Source organism: Vineibacter terrae, from assembly GCF_008039615.1.
Taxonomy (GTDB): domain Bacteria; phylum Pseudomonadota; class Alphaproteobacteria; order Reyranellales; family Reyranellaceae; genus Vineibacter; species Vineibacter terrae.
Genome location: NZ_VDUZ01000054.1, coordinates 17,505 through 35,740 on the forward strand (window position 1 = coordinate 17,505; position 18,236 = coordinate 35,740).

An 18,236-nucleotide genomic window follows, 5' to 3' on the forward strand; every position below is an offset into this window, starting at 1 on the left:
TAGCGAGAGATCTCGTCAAAAGGTTGGCTCCTTGGCGGCAGATGCCGCGCTGCGCTCGCAATGACAGTGAACCATCAGCCCTTGCGCATTGCCTCGACCATGCCCGTGCCGAGGGCGGCGGGCGAATCGACCACATGGATGCCGGCCGCGCGCATGGCATCGACCTTGAAGGCGGCCGTGTCGTTGCCGCCGGAAATGACGGCGCCGGCGTGCCCCATGCGGCGGCCCGGCGGCGCGGTGCGGCCGGCGATGAAGCCGACCACTGGCTTCTTCGTGCCGCTGGCCTCCAGGAACTCGGCGCCCTTGACCTCGGCGTCACCGCCGATCTCGCCGATCATCACGATGCCCTCGGTCTCGGGATCGCGCACGAACATGTCGAGGCAGTCGACGAAGCTGGTGCCATTGACCGGATCGCCGCCGATGCCGATGCAGGTCGTCTGGCCCAGGCCGGCGGCCGTGGTCTGCGACACTGCTTCGTAGGTCAGCGTGCCCGAGCGCGAGACGATGCCGATCTTGCCGCGCTTGTGGATGTGGCCCGGCATGATGCCGATCTTGCACTCGCCGGGCGTGATCACGCCGGGGCAGTTGGGACCGATCAGGCGCGTTCCGGAACCCACCAGCGCGCGCTTCACCGCCACCATGTCGAGGATCGGGATGCCCTCGGTGATGGTGACCACCAGCGCCACGCCGGCATCGATCGCCTCCAGGATGGCGTCCGCCGCGAACGCGGGCGGCACGTAGATCACCGAGGCATCGGCGCCCGTCTTCGCGACGGCCTCCTTCACGGTGTCGAACACCGGCAGGTCGAGGTGCCTGGTGCCGCCCTTGCCGGGCGTCACGCCGCCCACCATGCGGGTGCCGTAGGCGATGGCCTGCTCGGAGTGGAACGTGCCCTGCGAGCCGGTGAAGCCCTGGCAGATGACCTTGGTGTTCTTGTCGACCAGGACGGCCATTACTTCGCCTCCCGCACGGCCGTGACGACCTTCTCGGCAGCCTCGCCGAGATTGTCCGCCGACAGGATCGGCAGGCCCGATTCGCGCATGATCTTCTTCCCCAGGTCGACATTGGTGCCTTCGAGCCGCACCACCAGGGGCACGTGCAGGCTGACCTCGCGCGCCGCGGCCACGACGCCCTCGGCGATCACGTCGCAACGCATGATGCCGCCGAAGATGTTGACCAGGATGCCTTCGACGTTGGCATCCGACAGGATGATCTTGAACGCCGTGGTGACCCGCTCGCGCGTGGCGCCGCCGCCGACATCGAGGAAGTTGGCCGGCTCGCCGCCGTAGAGCTTGATGATGTCCATCGTGGCCATCGCCAGGCCGGCGCCGTTCACCATGCAGCCGATATTGCCGTCGAGCTTGACGTAGTTGAGATCGTGCTTGGTGGCCTCGAGCTCGGCCGGATCCTCCTCGCTCTCGTCGCGCAGCTCGGCGAAGTCCTTGTGGCGGTACAGCGCGTTGTCGTCGAGGTTGACCTTGGCGTCGAGCGCCATCACGTCGCCGGCGCCGGTGACGATCAGCGGGTTGACCTCGACCAGCGAGCAGTCGAGCTCGATGAACGCCTTGTAGAGGGCGCCGATCAGCTTCACCGCCGTGCTGATCTGCTTGCCTTCCAGGCCCAGCGCGAAGGCCACCTGCCGGCCGTGGAACTGCTGGTAGCCGGCCACCGGGTCGATGGCGACCTTGATGATCTTCTCCGGGTGCTCGTGCGCCACCTTCTCGATGTCCATGCCGCCCTCGGTCGAGGCGACGATGGTGACGCGGCTCGAGGCGCGGTCCATCAGCAGCGACAGGTACAGCTCGCGCTTGATGTCGCAGCCTTCCTCGATGAAGACGCGCTTGACCTCCTTGCCTGCCGGCCCTGTCTGCTTGGTGACCAGGACCTTGCCCAGCATCGCGCCGGCCTGCGCGCCGACGTCGTCGATCGACTTCACGACCCGCACGCCGCCCTTGCCGTCAGGGTCGTTCTTGAAGCGGCCGGCGCCGCGGCCACCGGCGTGGATCTGCGACTTCACGACATAGACCGGACCCGGCAGCTTGCGCGCCACCTCCACGGCCTCGGCTGCCGTGTAGGCGACGAAACCCTTGGGCACCGCCACACCGAACTTCGCGAGCAATGCCTTGCCCTGGTATTCGTGGATGTTCATGGAAACCTGGTCGGCGGTTTTGAAAGGAAACGTCGCGGATCGATCGAGCTGCTGCCCGGCATATCGGACAAGCCTAAGTCTTTTTCAACAACTCACCCCGGACGCCGGGGTAATTTATCACTTTGCCCTTGCGGCGCAATGTCAATTCGGGGCCCCCGCCCGCCGGGCGAACGAACGCAAAACCCCTGCCGTCCGCGGACAGGCAGGGGTTTCCTGGGCACGCGACGCAGCGTCGCGGGCGGTCATCAGGCAGCCGCGACGATCTTCTTGGTGGCCTCGACCAGGCCGCGGACGGCAGCCACCGACTTGTCGAACATGGCCTTTTCCTCAGCATTCATGGCCACTTCGACGATCTTCTCGACGCCGCCGGCCCCGATGATCACCGGCACGCCGATATAGAGGCCGTTGATGCCATACTGGCCGTCGAGCATGGCGGCGCAGGGCAGCAGCCGCTTCTTGTCCTTCAGGAAGCTCTCGGCCATGGCGATGGCCGAAGCCGCCGGGGCGTAGAAGGCAGAACCGGTCTTGAGCAGGGCCACGATCTCGCCGCCGCCGTCGCGGGTGCGCTGCACGATCTTGTCGAGCCGCTCCTGGGTGGTCCAGCCCATCTTCACCAGGTCGGGCAGCGGGATGCCGGCCACGGTCGAGTAGCGCACCAGCGGCACCATGGTGTCGCCATGGCCGCCCAGCACGAAGGCGGTGACGTCCTCGACGGAGACCTTGAACTCCTCGGCCAGGAAGTAGCGGAAGCGGGCCGAATCGAGCACCCCGGCCATGCCCACGACGCGGGACGCCGGGAAGCCGGTGACCTCCTGCATCAGGCCGACCATGGCGTCGAGCGGGTTGGTGATGACGATCACAAGGGCGTTGGGGGCGTTCTCCTTGATGCCCTTGCCGACGGCGCCGATCACCTTGGCGTTGATGCCGATCAGGTCGTCGCGGCTCATGCCGGGCTTGCGCGGCACGCCGGCGGTGACGATCACCACGTCGGCGCCCTTGATGTCGGCATAGTTGGAGGTGCCGCTATAGGCGGCGTCGAACTTGGCCACCGGCGACAGCTGGGCGATGTCCAGCGCCTTGCCCTTGGCGACACCTTCGAAATCCGGGATGTCGAGCAGGATGACGTCGCCGAGCTCCTTCTGGCCGGCGAGCAGCGCCAGCGTGCCGCCAATCTGGCCGGCGCCAACCAGAGCGATCTTCTTGCGGGCCATGTCCATCTCCTTCGGTCTGGTGGGGCCAGGCCACCATCCTGAGGCGACCGGCGCTAAGGGCGGCGCTAGGTAGCGCGATTCCCACAGTGCGGCAAGCTTGGCGCCAGTGCTGAAAAACGGCCAGACCCGAGGCCGCGGCTGGGTAGGACGATCGGATACGGTGCAACACCGCTGCCGACCTTTCTGTCATCCCGAGCGCAGCGAGGGATCTCCTGCGGCAAGGCGCACGGTGCGCCATTCGCGGGAGATCCCTCGCTGCGCTCGGGATGACAGAACCCGTCATGGGGGGCGCCCGGTCCGATCAGCGGGCCGGAAATGAGCGCAGATGCTGCAGCAGCAGGGCGTTCACCGGCTCGACGAGCTGGTCGGTGATGAAGTGGCCGAGTCCGGACAGCACCTCGAAGCGGAAGGGGCCGGTCACGAACTCGGCCGTGCCTTCGGCGGCCATGCGGCTCACGCTCGAGTCGGCATCGCCCCAGAGATAGAGCGTGGGGACGGTGATCTTGCCCAGAGAGGCGCGCAGCTCCGCCTGGGCACGATACCAGCCCAGCGCCGCCTCCAATGCCGCCGGTGTGCCCAGAACCGAAAGGTAGTCGGCGACGGCCTCCGGCGGCACGCCGCCATCGACCAGGCCCTGGCGCAGCCGGCGGCCGTCGTCCTCCAGCAGCAGGCGCGCGGTGTCGGCGCTGAGGAACGCCCTGTGGTGCCTTGAACGATGCTTCTGGTCGCCGTCAGGCGCCTGCAGCGCGCGCACGAACGACGACGGATGCGGCCGCGACAGGATGGTGAGCGAGGCCAGCCGGTCGGGATGGCGGTCGGCGACGCCCCAGGCCACCTGCCCGCCCCAGTCGTGGCCAACGAGATGGAAACGGCCGCTGCCATGACCGCAGGCCGCCGCCAGGTCGATCACGTCGCCGATCAGGTGGTCGTAGTGGTAGTGCGCAAGGTCGGCCGGATCAGGCCGCGCCCCCGGCGAGTAGCCGCGCTGGTCGGGCGCGACGGCGCGATAGCCAGCGGCCGCCAGCGCCGGCAGCTGATGCCGCCAGGTGTGTCGCGACTGCGGAAAGCCATGCAGCAGCAGGACCAGCGGCCCGTCCGGCGGGCCGTCGACCCAGGCGTCGAACACAAGACCCGAGGCCGTAGCGATAGGCTGCAATTCCGTCATGGCCTCCTCCTGGCTAACGACAGGCATTAACCAGCATGCCACCGACCGGCAAACAAGGCCCTGCCTGCTGGCGATTTCGAGGCGCGGCCGTCCGATATCCCGGTCCCGCGGGGCGAGGGATGACATACCCCTGCAGCGAGTGCTCCTATAGGGTCGCACGGGGGAGATTTCATCGAATGGTCCTCACTGCGATGCGGCGCCTTGCTGCCGGGCTGACCTGCGTCGTGCTCGCACAGCCGGCCGCGGCACAGGCGCCGGTGCCGGCACCGCACGACAGCGATCCAGCCACGCCGACGACATCCTCGATCCAGTCCTCCCTGGGTGCCCTGGGCGACCCCGGCGGCGTTCGTGCGGCGCTCGCGGTAAAGGGCGTCACCTACAGCTTCTCATATATCGGCGAGGTGTTCGACAATCTGCGCGGCGGCATCGAACGCGGCGCCGTCTATGAGGGCCGCTTCGACCTGCATTTCGACGTCGACCTCGAGAAGCTGGCCGGCCTGACCGGGCTGGCGTTCCACGCGCAGCTCCTTCAGATCCACGGCCGCGGTCCCAGCCGGCGCAAGGTCGGCAACCTCATGACCGTCAGCAATATCGAGGCGCTGCCGTCGATCCGCCTGGACGAGCTGTGGCTGGAGCAGACGCTGCTCGACGGCAAGCTGTCGGTGCGGGTGGGCCAGCTTTCGGCCGACATGGAATTCCTGTCCAGCCAGACCGCATCGGTGTTCATCAACGGCACCTTCGGCTGGCCCGACATCACCAACGAGAACCTGCCGGCCGGCGGCGACGCCTATCCCTGGGCGACGCCAGGGGTGCGGGTGAAGGTGTTGCCGGCGCCTGGCGTCACGCTGCTGGGCGCGGTCTTCAACGGCGATCCTTCGGGTGGTGGCGCCGGCGAGCCGCTGCGCCACAACCAGCACGGCACGCAGTTCCCGCTCCACAATGCGCCGTTCTTCATCGGCGAGGCCGCCTATGCCTACAACCAGGAGGATGGTGCGACGGGATTGCCGGGAACGATCAAGCTCGGCGGCTGGTATCACGCTGGCCGATTCAACGATCAGCGCTACGACTCCAACGGCGTCTCGCTGGGCGATCCCGCCAGCACGGGCATCGCCCGCCGTGTGCGCGGCAACTATGGCTTCTACACCATGGCCGAGCAGATGCTGTGGCTCAGGCCTGGGACATCCGACCAGGGGCTGGCCGCGTTCGCGCGCGTCTCGACGGCACCGGGCGATCGCAACCCTGCCGTCTTCTATGCCGATGGCGGCATCACGTTCAAGGGCGTGCTGTCCCACCGTCCCGACGACATCGCCGGCATCGCCTTCGGCTATGCCAAGGCCTCGAACCGTCTGCGCGCCCAGCAGCGCGATGCACGTGCCTTCGGCGCCAACACGCCGATCATCTCAAGCGAGACCGTGATCGAGCTCACCTACCTGGCGCAGCTCGTGCCGGGCTGGACCCTGCAACCCGATTTCCAATACATCCGGCGGCCAAGCGGCGGCATCGCCAACCCAGCCGACCCTGGCGGCCGGCGCATCAAGAATGCCGCGCTGGTAGGCCTTCGCACCACGATCCAGTACTGAGGGCTGCTGGCGGTGGATGCGGTGGCGGCGTGCTCGGTGTCATCCTGAGCGAAGCGAAGGATCTTTTGAACCGTCCTGCCGCACGGAACGATCAAGGGCGCACCATGCCTGAGCGTGCCGGGCTCGTGCGCTTCGATGGGCCCAAAAAATCCTTCGCTGCGCTCAGGATGACAGCGAGGCTGTCATCACGAGATGTGTCCATCCTGGTGTCAGCGCGGAGAAGGTGGCTCGAAATGCGTACCGGCACCTTCTCCCCGACTGCACGGTGGGAGGAAGTCCCTCAGGACTTGCCGGTCGCCGGCACGCCGTTCTCGTTGAACCAGGCGGTGGCGCGCTTCCAACCGTCCTCGGCCTGCTCCTTGCGATAGGAGGGACGGTAGTCGGCATTGAAGCCGTGCGGCGTGTCGGGATAGGTGTGGATCGTCGACTTCGTCGCCGCCGGCGTGCCGGCCGCCTTCAGCGCGGCGCGCATCTGGTCGACGGTATCATTGGGAATGCCGCTGTCAACGCCGCCGTAGAGGCCGAGCACCGGCGCCTTGAGATCCTTCACGACATCGATGGGATGCTTGGGCAGCAGCTCGCTGGCCTGCCCGACAACGCGGCCATACCAGGCAACGCCGGCCTTGAGGCCGGGATTGTGCGCCGCATAGAGCCACACGATGCGGCCGCCCCAGCAGAAGCCCGTGATGCCGAGCTTGGTGGTATCGGCCTTGCCCTCGCCCTTTGCGAACGCGACCGTCGAATCGAGGTCGCCCATCACCTGCGCGTCGGGCACCTTGCTGACGATATCCTTCATCAGGGCCTGGATGTCGCTGACCTTGGTGGCATCGCCCTGCCGGAAATAGAGATCGGGCGCGATCGCGTACCAGCCGGCCTTGGCGAAGCGGCGGCACATGTCGGCGATGTGCTGATGCACGCCGAAGATCTCCTGCACCACCAGGACGGTGCCGAAGCCCTGACCCGTCGCCGGATAGGCGCGATAGGCGCTCATCTCCTTGCCGTCGGAGGTCTTGACCTTGACCACACCAGCCGTCAGCCCGTCGGTGGGCGTGGTGATCATGGTCTGCGCCTGCACCGGCTGCACCGCCAGGGAGAAGCCAACGCCCAGGCCCATGGCCACCGGCGCGCCGGCGAACAGCTCGCGCCGCGAGACGCCCGTGTCCGCAACCGTCGTCAAACGATCTCCATCCATTGACCCGCCCCCTTCTACGCACCCCGGACAGTCCGGGGCTTCCGGGGCAGACGGTATGGCGCGCAGCGCCGGCAAGTCGATCACAATCCGGCGAGATTCCGACACTGGCGGTTTCCGGCCAGTGACGGCTTGCAGCACGCACGGCAGGGTTGTCCCGCAGCACCTGCACTTGACGGCCGCGGCAGCCGGCGCCCAGGATCGGTGGTCGACCTCCATCTCCGCAATCAGGAGTCCGCCATGAGCCCGGTCGCCGCCGTCAAGCCGTCGCCGTCCGTCCGTGAGCAGGTCAGCCGCGAGGAATGGGACACGCGCGTCGATCTCGCCGCGCTGTACCGGCTGGTGGCGCACTACAACTGGACGGACCTGATCTTCACGCACATCTCGGCCCGCGTGCCGGGATCGGAGGATCACTTCCTGATCAATCCCTACGGCATGATGTTCCAGGAGATCACGGCCTCGTCGCTGCTGAAGGTCGATCACGAAGGCAACATCCTGCAGCCCTCGCCCTATCCCTTCAACAAGGCGGGCTTCGTGATCCACGGCGCGGTGCACATGGGCCGGCCCGACGTGCAGTGCGTGATCCACCTGCACACGAAGGACGGCGTCGCGGTGGCGGCGCAGAAGGACGGGCTGCTGCCGCTGTCGCAGCATGCGATGTTCTGCCTGCCCTATCTCAGCTACCACGACTACGAGGGCGTGGCGCTCGACTATGACGAGCGCACGCGCCTGATCGCCGATCTCGGCGACAAGAAGCTGATGCTGCTGCGCAACCACGGCACCTTGGCGGCCGGCGACACCATCGCCGACGCCTGGCTGCACATCCACAACCTGGAGCGCGCCTGCTCGATCCAGATCGCGGCCATGGCCGGCGGCGCGGCGCGGCTGAACATGCCGAGCCAGGCGGCGATCGATACGGTGCGCCGCCAGGTGACGCGGCGCGAGGGCGTGCAGAGCGGCTTCGAGATGAACACGCTGGCCTGGAACGCCATGCTGCGCATGATGGACGCCAAGGATCCGAGCTATCGGAACTGAGGCGGGCCCGACCCGACCGTCATCCCGAGCGCAGCGAGGGATCTCCCGCGAATGGCGCACAGTGCGTCTTGCCGCAGGAGATCCCTCGCTGCGCTCGGGATGACGGCAGGAACGGACGGAACACCAGCTCCCAGACCGGGCACCTCAATCGGCCAACAGCGCATTCATGTGCTCGACCGCTTCGGCGAAATCCTCCTTGAACTCCTGGACCACCGCGCCCGCCGACTTGACGCTGTCGACCAGGCCGACGCCCTGGCCGACAAAGTAGCTGACGAGCTCGCGCGCCCGCGCGTTGCCGGCGGCGGCCGACCGGTCGATCGAGTGGAAGGCATCGCGGCTGATGAGGGTCTGCAGCGGCATCGGCAGGGCGCCGGGACTGTCCGGCGACCGGTCCCAGGCTTCGGTCCACGCCGAGCGGAGCTGCCGCGCCGGCTTGCCCGTGCGCCCTCGCGATCGCACGGTGTCGCGCGACGTGGCCGCGACCATCTTGTCCCGGAAGATCTCGGTGGTCTCGGCCTCGGCCGTCGCCAGCCAAACCGAGCCGGTCCATACGCCGGCGGCGCCCATCGCCATGCACGCCGCCATCTGGCGGCCGGTCATGATGCCGCCGGCGGCCAGCACCGGCACGTCGCGGATCGCCTTGACCGCCTTGATCACTTCAGGCACCACCACCATGGTCGAGACCTCGCCGCAATGGCCGCCGGCTTCAGTGCCCTGCACGACGAGGATATCGGCGCCGGCCGCAACCTGGCGCACGGCGTGCTCCCTGGCACCGACAAGCGCCGCGACAGGAACGCCGTGCGCCTTGCCCATATCGACCATTTCCTTCGGCGGCACGCCAAGGGCGTTGGCGATCAGCCGGATCGGGTGACGAAACGATGCCTCGAGCACAGCCATCGTCCGCTCGGTGTCGAACGGCTGCGGCTGGTCCTGAGCGACCTCGGCCGTGGTCAGCTTGACGCCGTGCTTCTCGAGCAGCTCACGCGTGAAGTCGCGGTGGCGCTGCGACACGCGGCTTTCCAGGCTCTTCCAGGTGACGTTCTTCTCGCCGGCGGTCGCGATGTTCTCGGGGATCAGGACATCAAGGCCGTAGGGCTTGCCGTCGATGTGGTCGTCGATCCATTTCAGCTCCTGCTCGATCGACTGGGGCGAATGGCTGGAAGCGCCCAGCACGCCAAAACCGCCGGCCCGGCTGACCGCGACGACGACGTCACGGCAATGGCTGAACGCCACCAACGGGAACTCGATTCCCAGCATGTCGCAGATCGGTGACTTCATGGCTAAGCTCGCTTCCTCGCCAGGATAATCTTGCTTTTGATCGAGCATCGTCCGACACGGCTCTTTCCCTGTCCAAGACGAAAAATGGATCGATCTATTCGAGATCGCTATAGGTCGCCGTGCGCAGGCCTGCGGACAGCCTTCAATCCTCGATGTGCTCCAGCCCCAGATACTCGGGGCTCTGCATTTCCATCAGGCGCGAGACGACGCGCTCGAACTCGAAGGCGCCGTCGCCCTCGACATAGAGCCGATCCGGCGACGCCTCGGCCGAGCAGATCAGCTTGACCTTCTTCTCGTAGAGCGCGTCGACCAGGGTCGTGAACCGCCAGGCGCGGTCGCGGTTGCGCGGCGACAGGCGCGGCACGTTGCGCAGGATCACCGTGTGGAAATGCTCGGCGATGCACAGGAAGTCGGCGGCGCCCAGCGGCTTGCCGCACCATTCCTCGAAATCGGCCCAGGCGACGCCCGGCGCGGCGCGCGGCACGACCACGTCGCGGCCCTGGGTGCGCAGCACGCGGCGGCTGCCCTTGGCGCCGTCGGTGAGGCTGGCGAACGCCTCCTCCAGCTTGCGGTCGGCCCAGGCGCCCGCCGGCGTGAGATACATGTCGAGCTGACGCAGCCGCCGCAGGCGATAGTCGCGGCCGCCGTCGAGCGCCAGCACCTCCAGCCGCGCCTTGAGCAGGTCGATGAAGGGCTGGAAACGGTCGCGCTGCAAGCCACCCTTGTAGAGATCGTCCGGCACGCGGTTGGACGTCGCCACCACCGTGACACCTTCGGCAAGCAAGGTGTCGAAAAGACGCCACAGGATCATGGCGTCGGCGATGTTGGTCACCTGCATCTCATCGAAGCACAGAAGCCGTGTTTCGCTGGCGATGGCGCGTGCAATCGGCGGAATGGTGTCGGACTCACCGCCATCGGCTGCCGTGACCTGCCGACGGTCGAACAGGCGCTGGTGGACCTCCAGCATGAACTCATGGAAATGCACACGCCGCTTCTTCGCCACGGGCGCATCGGCGAAGAACAGATCCATCAGCATCGATTTGCCAGTGCCGACAGGGCCCCAGATATAGATGCCGGCCGGCGCCGCGACCGGCTTGCGGCCCAGGCCCAGAAGGCGCAGCAGGCCGCCCGGTCGCGGCGCGGCCTGGGCCCTGCGCAGCGCCGCATGCAATGCCTGCAGGCGTTCGGCCACCCGCCGCTGCTCGGCATCGGCGCGCACCAGGCCGGCGGCCAGCCGCGCCTCGAGATTGGCCAGCGGCCCCTTGCCCGTGGGCGCAGGCATGGCGGTGGCGGCCGGCGCCGCGTCGTCAGGGGGCAAGGCGACGTTCATGGTCCGGCGGCATACCTAGCGATTCGTGCCGACAACGCAACCGGCAACTCGTCGCCGGAACCGGCCTTATCTGTTATCGTTGGACTTTGAATGGGCCCGCCCGGGATCCGCCGTGGCCCATTTCCGCCCCTCGACGAGAAAGATCACGGAGACCCTGATGCGCAAGACCTTGATGTGCATGACGGCAATGGCCCTCTGCGTTGCCGCCGCGACGGCGGTGGCGCAGACGCGCACGACGGTCACGCTCAACCTGATCAACGACAAGGGGCCCGGCGCCGCTATCGGCTCGGTGGTGTTCATCGATACGCCCAAGGGACTGGCGATCGAGCCCAACCTCACCGGGCTGCCGCCGGGATCGCACGGCTTCCACGTGCACGAGAAGCCCAATTGCGGCCCGGCGGAGCAGGACGGCAAGATGGTGCCCGGCCTCGCCGCCGGCGGCCATTACGATCCCAAGGACAGCAAGGCGCATCGCGGCCCCGAGCATGAGGGGCATCTCGGCGACCTGCCGCTGCTGGTGGTTGAGAAGGACGGCGTCAGCACCGCCAAGATGCTCGCCCCGCGGCTGAAGGTCGCCGACCTGCGCGGCCGGTCGCTGATGGTTCATGCCGGCGGCGACAACTACGCCGACCAGCCACAGCCCCTGGGCGGCGGCGGCGGCCGCATCGCCTGCGGCGTGTTCGACATCAAGATGGCGAACTAGGTTTCGGACCGCGCGCGTCATTATCCGGCGCTTGCGCGCCGGTGCGCGCGTGGACGCGCGCGGTCCGAAAAGCTACTGCGCCGCGATGCGGGCGGCGGGGGCGAACATCGCCTCCATCTCGCGCCGGATCTTCACCGCGGCCAGCGAATCATCGAGCGCGACATCAGCATAGCCGACCGGCTGGCCGGCCTTGATCGGCCGCAGCAGCTTGACGTTGTGCGCCAGCCCCAGCGGCAGGCCGCCGGTGCGCAGCGACCTCTCGGCCGGGAACAAGTGGCCGTAGACGGTGTAGCCGCCCTCGCCGTCGAGCATCTCGCCGGCGGCAAGGTCGCGCTTGGCGGTGGCGATGACGTCGGCATTGAAGCAGATCGCCGTCCCGGTAGGCTCGCGCCGCAGCGCCACGGCCGCCACCGACACCCCGACCTCCAGCCCGATCAAATGCCAGCGCTTGTAGAGGCAGGCATAGCGGCCCGAGGGGTCGGTCTGCACCATGTACTCCTCGAGGCAGTTGCGGATGTAGTCGGTCTCGGCCTCGAAGCAGACCCAGACGCCCTTGCGAATCTCGTAGGGGATGGCGCGGCCATCGGCTTCCAGGGCATTGATCACCTCGACCATGCCCTTGGCCTCGAGCTGGCCGCCTTCGCCGCGCGGCCGCATCACGTAGGGGATGTCATCGACGCTGGCCGACGGATACGACAATCCCGCCGACGGCACGGCGAGGCCGGTGGCGTTGGCGACGGCGGCGCTCTCGATCGCAGGCTTGGTGCCGTCGAGGAACGAGTTGAACATCTTCGGGTTGAGGCCGCCGCGCTGCGCCTTCTCCTCGCTCAGGCCCCAGTGCTGCCACACCGTGTCGGGCGTCGACTGCGCGAAGAACGGCCGCCATTTGTGGCCGCGGCCGGCGGCCACCACCGGGAAGCCGCAGGTGCGGGCCCAGTCGACGAGGTCGCAGATCAGGGCCGGCTGATCGCCGAAGGCCAGGCTGTAGACGACGCCGGCTTCCTCGGCGCGGCGCGCCAGCAGCGGCCCACAGAAGGCGTCGGCCTCGACCGTGACCATCACCACGTGCTTGCCGTGACGGAAGGCCTCGAGCGCGTGGTCGACCGCGGCCACGGGGTTGCCGGTCGCCTCGACGATCACGTCGATCGCCGGATGCGACACCAGCGTCCGCCAGTCGTCGGAAAGATGCGTGTTGCCGGCCTTCAGCGCCGCGTCGAGCGAGGCGGCGGCGGTGCGGTCCTTGGCCCAGCCGACGCGATCGAGGTTGGCGCGCGCGCCCTGCGGCGAGAGGTCGGCGATGCCGGCCAGATGCACGCCCGGCGTGTTGGGGATCTGCGCCAGATACATGGCGCCGAACTTGCCGGCGCCGATCAGCCCGACGCGGACCGGCTTGTCCTCGGCCTCGCGCTTCAACAGCATGCGGTGGAGGTTCATCTGCTCGCCTTTCGCTTGGTTGCTGATCGCGCTCCGGCCTTCATCCGGTCGCGCAGGATGTCGTTCACCCGCGCATCGCTGTCCTTCTGTCGGCGCAGCCATTGCACGACGTCAGTGTCGAGCTTCATAGTAACGGCGTGTTCCTGTGGACCTTGCACGACACGTGCTGTGGACCAGAATGTATCGTCAGTGACAAACGCGTCCGGGTCGGCTGCGATCCCTGCCAGGATCTGATCCTCCGTCCGGTTACCGTAGGCGTCCCAGTCAGTGCCATGCGGCGACATTCCCCTAGCCCTCGATCGAGCGCCAGGCTGAGATGATGCGGATTTGGCCATCGTCGTTGACCGTGTAGATGACGGTGGTTTCGTGTCCATTGGCAAGTCCGATAGCGACATTACGGATCTCACCATAATCGAATCGGTCGTCTTGCCGTTCGGCACGAGGTCCGTCGAACATGCTGACGACGTCCTCGAAAGCGATTCCGTGTTTCGCCAAGTTCAGGCGGTTCTTAGCTGGATCCCAAGTGAAGCGCGGACTTCGCACCGCGCCACTATACCCAACCGCCTTGTGCCGTCCACCTCACTCGGCCGCCTGGCGCGGCGCGGCAGCGGCCTTGAGCAGGCAATCGTCGCTCCAGGCGTCGAGCGGCTTGAAATCGCGGTGCGCGATATGGGCCGGACGCTTGAAGCGGCGGATCGCGTTGCTGACGGCGTTGTAGGTCACATAGATGATCTGGCGGTCCCACGGCGACATGTTGGGCGGGCTGCCATGCACCAGCGTACCGTGGAAGAAGATCGCCGAGCCCGGGCCGCCCTTGGGCGCCACGATGCCGCCCTGCGCCACCAGCTTGGCGATGGTGTCGTTGTCGATCACCCAGAGCGGGTAGGACGTCGTGGTGAGGTCGTGGCTGGCGTCGATGGCGCCCTTCTTGTGCGAGCGCGGGATGAACCACAGCGGACCGTTGAACTCGTTCACCTCGTCGATAAACACCGCCAGGTTCATGGCGCGCGCCTGCGGCATGTCGTCATCGGCCTTCCAGGTGCCGTAGTCCTGGTGCCACTGCCAGACGTCGCCGTCGAACGCCGCCTTGCCGTTGATCTTGAACTGGTGGATGTAGGTGCGGTCGCCCAGCAGCTGCTCGGCCGGCTCGATGAAGCGCGGGTGATGCACCAGCGCCTCGAACACGGGGTTGTAGGTGTGCACGGCGAAGGCCGTGCGCACCACGTCGCCGGTCTTCTCGCGCACGTTCTCCGGCCGGTGCTGGGCGAAGATGCCCGGCACCTCGCCCTTCATGATCGCGATCTCGTTGGCCGAAAAGTAGTTCGGGAAGAAGAGGTAGCCTTCCTCGTCGAACTGCCGCAGCTGCTGCTCGGTGAGCTTCATGGGGTTTCCTCCTGTCAGTCGTCACCCGGCTGCCAGCCGGGAATCGGATCCGCCGTCGCGCTCCAGCGAGGCGGCGAGCCGCGCCGCGGCGTCTTCGGCATGGGCCCGCACCAGCGCCTCGGCGCGCGCGCCGTCGCGCGCCACCAGCGCCTGCAGGATCGCCTCGTGCTCGCGCCAGACGGTCTCGTAGGAGCCGCGATCGCGCAGCACCGCGCCCATGATGCGCCGCAGGTGCCGCCAGTGGGATGCCGCCGTCTGAGCGAACAGCGGATTGCCCGACGCCTCGTAGATGAAGAGGTGGAAATCGACATCGGCCGCGATCAGGCGCGCGGTATCGCCCGACGCCACGGCCGCCCGCCCAGCCTCCAGCAGCGCCTGCCCGCGCGCCGCCAGGGTGCCCTCCATGCGCACCGCCGCAGCCCGGGCGGCGGCGCCGTCCAGGGCGGCACGGATCTCGTAGAGATGGCGCACATGGTCGGGGTCGAGCGGTGCCACCATCACACCCTTGCGGCCGGCATCGACGATGAAGCCCTGCCGCTTCAGCAGCATCAGGGCCTGCAGCACCGGCTGGCGCGAGACGCCGAACATCGCCGCCAGGCCCTCCTGGGTGACCCGCTCGCCCGGCGCCAGCCGGCCGGCGCAGATCGACTCGAGCAGCGCGTCATGCACGCGCTCGGCGAGGTCGGGCTGCAGCACCAGTTGCATCCCAGGCCGCTCCTGTGTTCCGTATTCCGTATACAGAACTTCAAAGACGGCGAATTGTCAATGGCTTGCTGCGGCGGTCACAGCCGTCCCAGCGCCTGCAGCCGCGCGATGCGGTCCTCGGTGGCGGGATGGGTCGCCATCAGGGCCGACGCCTTGCTGCCGAACTGGCGCAGCGGATTGACGATGAACAGGTGCTGGGTCGCGCGGCTGGCGCCGGCAAAGGGCTGCGCTGCCGCGGTGAGCTTCTGCAGCGCCGAGATCAGCCCGGCGGCATTGCGCGTGAACTGCACGGCCGTGGCGTCGGCGAGGTACTCGCGCTGCCGCGACACCGCGAACTGCACCAGCTTGGCCGCCAGCGGCGCCACCACCGCGGCCACCACCAGCACCACCATCAGGATCAGCGCCAAGCCACCACCACCAGCGCCGCCACTGCCACTGCCACCGCGGTCACGGCTGCTCGACCGGCCCGGGCCCCATTTCATGACCCGCAGGATCATGTCGCTGACCAGCGCCACCAGCCCGACCGTGACCCCGACCACGGTCATGTAGCGGGTGTCGAGGTTGGCGATGTGGCCCATCTCATGGCCGATCACGCCCTGCAATTCCTCGCGGTTGAGCCCGTTCAGCAGGCCGCGCGTGACCCCGATGGCGGCATTGCCGGACGTGGTCCCGGTGGCGAAGGCATTCATCGCCGCGTCCTCGATCACGAACACGCGCGGCATCTTCTGCCCGGCCGCGATCGCCATCTCCTCGACGACGTTCACGAGCTGCGGCTCGTCGGCCTTGGCCACCTCGTGGCCGCCGGTCATGGCCAGCACCATGCGCCCGCCCCAGGCCAGGGAAATGGCGCTCCAGCCGATCGAGACGGCGCCGATCGCCAGCGCCGTCAGCACGCCGCCGATGCTGAAGGCGCCGTTGCCCGGGCGGGACGGCAACCTGCCGTCCGCTTCCATGAACCACCCCAGCAGGTAGCCCAGCCCGGCGGCGATCAGGGTCAGCACCACCAACAGCACCAGCGTGCGCCGGCGGTTGGCGCGCTGGGCGGCGAAGAAGTCGGTCGCGCCAACCCTGACGCCGGCGGACGGACCGAGCCATCGGGGCCGGGGCGCGGCAGGCCGCGGATCGGCCATGCCGGCCTCAGCGCAGCTTCACTTGCGGGACCGCCTTCTCGGTCTCGGGCACATTGAAGAACTGTCCGATGGTGAAGCCGAAGCTGCCGGCGATCAGGTTGCCGGGGAACGACTGGATGGCGTTGTTCAGCGCCATGACGCTGTCGTTGTAGAACTGGCGGGCGAAGGAGATCTTGTTCTCGGTCGCGGTCAGCTCTTCCTGGAGCTGCATGACGTTGTCGTTGGCCTTCAGCGTCGGATAGTTCTCCATCAGCATGAACAGCCTGCCCGTGGCCTCGCTCAACGCCCCCTCGGCGGCGCTGGCCTCGGCCGGACCGTTGGCGGCAACGGCCCGGTTGCGCGCCTCGATGACGGCTTTCAGCGTCTCCTGCTCGTAGGCCATCGCATCCTTCACCACCTGCACCAGGTTGGGGATGAGGTCATGGCGGCGCTTGAGCTGGACGTCGATCTGGCTCCAGGCGTTCTGCATCTGGTTCCGGCGCGACACCATCCCGTTGTAGGCGGCGATCGCCCACAGGATGACCAGAACGACGACTCCCAGGACGATCCAACCACCCATGCCCATAGCGCACCTCGACTTCCCAACACCAGCAAGTGAGCCAACACCCAATTCTATGCCACCGCGATCGGCAACGGAACGTGAAAGCGCTTGGCCGCAAAGCGAAAAAAGAGTATCCATTCATGCAAAGAGAAAAGCGTTTATTTCCAAAGTTTTAGACTGTCATGATCCAGGGTAAACCGATGAAAAAGACAATTTGCGCAATGCTTTCGACACTGGTCCTGTCAGCATGCGCCAACCCGCAGGGCACCGCGACACTGTCCGACGTCAACCCGCAGAGCGGAATACTGCCGGGCATTCCCTACACCGCTCCGGCCTCGACGGCACCCGCCGCCCCCCTGCAGCAGTACACCTACGTCTTTCCCGACACCAACAACGCCTGCGCCCCGGCGCCGCAGCGTTTCGTGGCGGCTTCGGGCGACGTGACCTTCCGGGTGAAGAACTGCGCCAAGGACGAGTACGACTATCTGCCCGAGTCGCACCGCGACCGCATCGATGCGCTGGTGGCGCAGTGCCGCGCCCGGTGCACCACGGCGAGCAACTGACGGCGGCCTTCCGAGCAGCAGCCGGGGCGACGGATCTGCGGCTGCGCATGATCGCGGGGAAAGCGCGCAGCCGATTGTCGTAGCCGGCCCTTCGTGACCGACCGCAGCCAATGGGCGACCGGGCGTGAAGGTGTGTCGTTGAAGCGGCCGCGGCAGCCGGCCTGGAGGCGGTCGCAGCGGCGCCTCGCGCGCCGCCGCTTTGCAGTCTTGAACAAGCGAGACTGCAGTCCCGGGCAAGAGGGCGAGCCGGGTTTTGACTATACGTCAACCGGCCCCATCGGCCTTGCGGCAACAACACTCGGGAGGAAGCCAAATGTCGGGGAATACCGCCGACCGTGACCGCCAGCGCAACGCGCAACTGCAGGACATCTACATCCACACCTCGCAACAGCCCTGGCTGCAGTTCTCGCCGGGCATCGAGTTCAAGGTGCTGCGCGCGACCCAGGAGACGGGCCATTGGACCGTCATGTTCAAATGCGCCAAGGGCTCGAGCTTCGCTCGCCACGAGCATCTCGGCGCCGGCGAATACTACCTGATCTCGGGCAAGCTGGAGATCCGCGGCGGAGTCGAGAAAGGCGGCATCACCGCCTTCCCGGGCGACTACGGCTACGAGCCGAACAGCATCATCCACGACCAGACCGAGTTCCCCGAGGAGAGCGTCCTCTACTTCACCAACCATGGGCCGATCCGCTTCATCGACGACAACGACAACACCCTGATGGTCCTGGACTGGCAGGGCGTCCTGAAGATGGAGGCGCAGGCACGCAGCGCGCTGGGCGAGCGCTGACGCGCCGGACAGGCTCGCCGGCCTGCCGTCGTCCTGGACGACGAGGGCGGCAG

Annotated in this window: 19 protein-coding genes; 5 read left to right on the plus strand and 14 right to left on the minus strand. The window is 67.4% G+C overall.

The genetic code is table 11. The annotated features are described in order from the left end of the window. Nucleotides 1-74: 74 nt before the first annotated feature. From sucD to FHP25_RS33210, 4 genes are all read right to left on the minus strand, one after another. Nucleotides 75-953, minus strand: a complete 879-nt coding sequence (gene sucD / locus FHP25_RS33195) for a succinate--CoA ligase subunit alpha (RefSeq protein ID WP_147851291.1) — start codon at nt 951-953, stop codon at nt 75-77. Beyond that, a complete protein-coding gene (gene sucC / locus FHP25_RS33200) occupies nt 953-2,149 on the minus strand; it encodes an ADP-forming succinate--CoA ligase subunit beta (protein WP_147851292.1) in 1,197 nt (398 codons plus the stop codon). Before sucC ends, sucD begins: the two co-directional genes overlap by 1 nt. A 245-nt stretch (nt 2,150-2,394) precedes the next feature. Next, nucleotides 2,395-3,360, minus strand: a complete 966-nt coding sequence (gene mdh / locus FHP25_RS33205; RefSeq protein WP_147851293.1) for a malate dehydrogenase — start codon at nt 3,358-3,360, stop codon at nt 2,395-2,397. Nucleotides 3,361-3,661: 301 nt separating this feature from the next. Continuing rightward, complete coding sequence (locus FHP25_RS33210; protein ID WP_147851294.1) at nt 3,662-4,525, minus strand: alpha/beta fold hydrolase; 864 nt, start codon at nt 4,523-4,525, stop codon at nt 3,662-3,664. 176 nt (nt 4,526-4,701) lie between these two features. Here FHP25_RS33210 and FHP25_RS33215 point away from each other — a divergent pair, with 176 nt between their 5' ends. Then, nucleotides 4,702-6,105 carry a carbohydrate porin gene (locus tag FHP25_RS33215; RefSeq protein WP_218578789.1) on the plus strand — a complete coding sequence of 468 codons (1,404 nt, stop codon included), beginning with the start codon at nt 4,702-4,704 and terminating at the stop codon, nt 6,103-6,105. A 280-nt stretch (nt 6,106-6,385) separates the two neighbouring features. Here FHP25_RS33215 and FHP25_RS33220 read toward each other — a convergent pair whose 3' ends face one another. Beyond that, nucleotides 6,386-7,297, minus strand: a complete 912-nt coding sequence (locus tag FHP25_RS33220) for a dienelactone hydrolase family protein (RefSeq protein ID WP_218578790.1) — start codon at nt 7,295-7,297, stop codon at nt 6,386-6,388. A 237-nt stretch (nt 7,298-7,534) separates the two neighbouring features. On the opposite strand from FHP25_RS33220, the gene FHP25_RS33225 reads away from it, so the two are divergent. Then, a complete protein-coding gene (locus FHP25_RS33225; protein ID WP_147851295.1) occupies nt 7,535-8,329 on the plus strand; it encodes a class II aldolase/adducin family protein in 795 nt (264 codons plus the stop codon). A gap of 144 nt (nt 8,330-8,473) precedes the next feature. On the opposite strand, the gene FHP25_RS33230 is transcribed toward FHP25_RS33225, so the two are convergent. Next, nucleotides 8,474-9,607, minus strand: coding sequence for a nitronate monooxygenase (locus FHP25_RS33230; RefSeq protein ID WP_147851296.1), 1,134 nt, complete (start codon nt 9,605-9,607; stop codon nt 8,474-8,476). A gap of 142 nt (nt 9,608-9,749) precedes the next feature. Further along, a complete protein-coding gene (gene zapE / locus FHP25_RS33235) occupies nt 9,750-10,937 on the minus strand; it encodes a cell division protein ZapE (RefSeq protein ID WP_231712570.1) in 1,188 nt (395 codons plus the stop codon). Nucleotides 10,938-11,094: 157 nt separating this feature from the next. On the opposite strand from zapE, the gene sodC reads away from it, so the two are divergent. Further along, on the plus strand, nt 11,095-11,640 hold the full coding sequence (sodC, locus tag FHP25_RS33240) for a superoxide dismutase family protein (protein WP_147851297.1): 546 nt from the start codon (nt 11,095-11,097) through the stop codon (nt 11,638-11,640). A gap of 72 nt (nt 11,641-11,712) precedes the next feature. Here the strand turns inward: sodC and FHP25_RS33245 are convergent, their stop codons facing one another. The 7 genes from FHP25_RS33245 to FHP25_RS33275 all read right to left on the minus strand — a co-directional run bounded on the left by FHP25_RS33245 (nt 11,713) and on the right by FHP25_RS33275 (nt 16,851). Further along, on the minus strand, nt 11,713-13,074 hold the full coding sequence (locus FHP25_RS33245) for an NAD(P)H-dependent oxidoreductase (RefSeq protein ID WP_147851298.1): 1,362 nt from the start codon (nt 13,072-13,074) through the stop codon (nt 11,713-11,715). Further along, complete coding sequence (locus FHP25_RS33250) at nt 13,071-13,358, minus strand: hypothetical protein (RefSeq protein WP_147851299.1); 288 nt, start codon at nt 13,356-13,358, stop codon at nt 13,071-13,073. Before FHP25_RS33250 ends, FHP25_RS33245 begins: the two co-directional genes overlap by 4 nt. A gap of 4 nt (nt 13,359-13,362) precedes the next feature. Next, entirely contained in the window at nt 13,363-13,617 is a 255-nt protein-coding gene (locus FHP25_RS33255; protein WP_147851300.1) for a BrnT family toxin, read from the minus strand. A 36-nt stretch (nt 13,618-13,653) separates the two neighbouring features. After that, complete coding sequence (locus FHP25_RS33260; protein ID WP_147851301.1) at nt 13,654-14,457, minus strand: phytanoyl-CoA dioxygenase family protein; 804 nt, start codon at nt 14,455-14,457, stop codon at nt 13,654-13,656. Between the two features lie 21 nt (nt 14,458-14,478). Then, nucleotides 14,479-15,162 (minus strand): GntR family transcriptional regulator, encoded by a 684-nt coding sequence (locus FHP25_RS33265; RefSeq protein WP_147851302.1) that lies wholly within the window; start codon nt 15,160-15,162, stop codon nt 14,479-14,481. Between the two features lie 77 nt (nt 15,163-15,239). Beyond that, nucleotides 15,240-16,292, minus strand: coding sequence for a M48 family metallopeptidase (locus tag FHP25_RS33270; protein ID WP_147851303.1), 1,053 nt, complete (start codon nt 16,290-16,292; stop codon nt 15,240-15,242). Nucleotides 16,293-16,299: 7 nt separating this feature from the next. Beyond that, complete coding sequence (locus FHP25_RS33275) at nt 16,300-16,851, minus strand: LemA family protein (protein WP_147851304.1); 552 nt, start codon at nt 16,849-16,851, stop codon at nt 16,300-16,302. A gap of 203 nt (nt 16,852-17,054) precedes the next feature. Between FHP25_RS33275 and FHP25_RS33280 the strand changes: the two genes are divergently transcribed. Next, on the plus strand, nt 17,055-17,396 hold the full coding sequence (locus FHP25_RS33280) for a hypothetical protein (RefSeq protein WP_147851305.1): 342 nt from the start codon (nt 17,055-17,057) through the stop codon (nt 17,394-17,396). Nucleotides 17,397-17,709: 313 nt separating this feature from the next. After that, the gene (locus FHP25_RS33285) at nt 17,710-18,183 is read left to right on the plus strand and encodes a 2,4'-dihydroxyacetophenone dioxygenase family protein (protein WP_147851306.1); all 474 of its coding nucleotides are present in this window, start codon (nt 17,710-17,712) and stop codon (nt 18,181-18,183) included. Nucleotides 18,184-18,236 lie beyond the last annotated feature (53 nt).

What these genes read in the sequence shown, in the direction of transcription:
- sucD (WP_147851291.1), bottom strand. Translation starts at nt 953, where the DNA reads ATGGCCGTCCTGGTCGACAAGAACACCAAGGTCATCTGCCAGGGCTTC.
- sucC (WP_147851292.1), bottom strand. Translation starts at nt 2,149, where the DNA reads ATGAACATCCACGAATACCAGGGCAAGGCATTGCTCGCGAAGTTCGGT.
- mdh (WP_147851293.1), bottom strand. Translation starts at nt 3,360, where the DNA reads ATGGCCCGCAAGAAGATCGCTCTGGTTGGCGCCGGCCAGATTGGCGGC.
- FHP25_RS33210 (WP_147851294.1), bottom strand. Translation starts at nt 4,525, where the DNA reads ATGACGGAATTGCAGCCTATCGCTACGGCCTCGGGTCTTGTGTTCGAC.
- FHP25_RS33215 (WP_218578789.1), top strand. Translation starts at nt 4,702, where the DNA reads ATGGTCCTCACTGCGATGCGGCGCCTTGCTGCCGGGCTGACCTGCGTC.
- FHP25_RS33220 (WP_218578790.1), bottom strand. Translation starts at nt 7,297, where the DNA reads ATGGATGGAGATCGTTTGACGACGGTTGCGGACACGGGCGTCTCGCGG.
- FHP25_RS33225 (WP_147851295.1), top strand. Translation starts at nt 7,535, where the DNA reads ATGAGCCCGGTCGCCGCCGTCAAGCCGTCGCCGTCCGTCCGTGAGCAG.
- FHP25_RS33230 (WP_147851296.1), bottom strand. Translation starts at nt 9,607, where the DNA reads ATGAAGTCACCGATCTGCGACATGCTGGGAATCGAGTTCCCGTTGGTG.
- zapE (WP_231712570.1), bottom strand. Translation starts at nt 10,937, where the DNA reads ATGAACGTCGCCTTGCCCCCTGACGACGCGGCGCCGGCCGCCACCGCC.
- sodC (WP_147851297.1), top strand. Translation starts at nt 11,095, where the DNA reads ATGCGCAAGACCTTGATGTGCATGACGGCAATGGCCCTCTGCGTTGCC.
- FHP25_RS33245 (WP_147851298.1), bottom strand. Translation starts at nt 13,074, where the DNA reads ATGAACCTCCACCGCATGCTGTTGAAGCGCGAGGCCGAGGACAAGCCG.
- FHP25_RS33250 (WP_147851299.1), bottom strand. Translation starts at nt 13,358, where the DNA reads ATGTCGCCGCATGGCACTGACTGGGACGCCTACGGTAACCGGACGGAG.
- FHP25_RS33260 (WP_147851301.1), bottom strand. Translation starts at nt 14,457, where the DNA reads ATGAAGCTCACCGAGCAGCAGCTGCGGCAGTTCGACGAGGAAGGCTAC.
- FHP25_RS33265 (WP_147851302.1), bottom strand. Translation starts at nt 15,162, where the DNA reads ATGCAACTGGTGCTGCAGCCCGACCTCGCCGAGCGCGTGCATGACGCG.
- FHP25_RS33270 (WP_147851303.1), bottom strand. Translation starts at nt 16,292, where the DNA reads ATGGCCGATCCGCGGCCTGCCGCGCCCCGGCCCCGATGGCTCGGTCCG.
- FHP25_RS33275 (WP_147851304.1), bottom strand. Translation starts at nt 16,851, where the DNA reads ATGGGTGGTTGGATCGTCCTGGGAGTCGTCGTTCTGGTCATCCTGTGG.
- FHP25_RS33280 (WP_147851305.1), top strand. Translation starts at nt 17,055, where the DNA reads ATGCTTTCGACACTGGTCCTGTCAGCATGCGCCAACCCGCAGGGCACC.
- FHP25_RS33285 (WP_147851306.1), top strand. Translation starts at nt 17,710, where the DNA reads ATGTCGGGGAATACCGCCGACCGTGACCGCCAGCGCAACGCGCAACTG.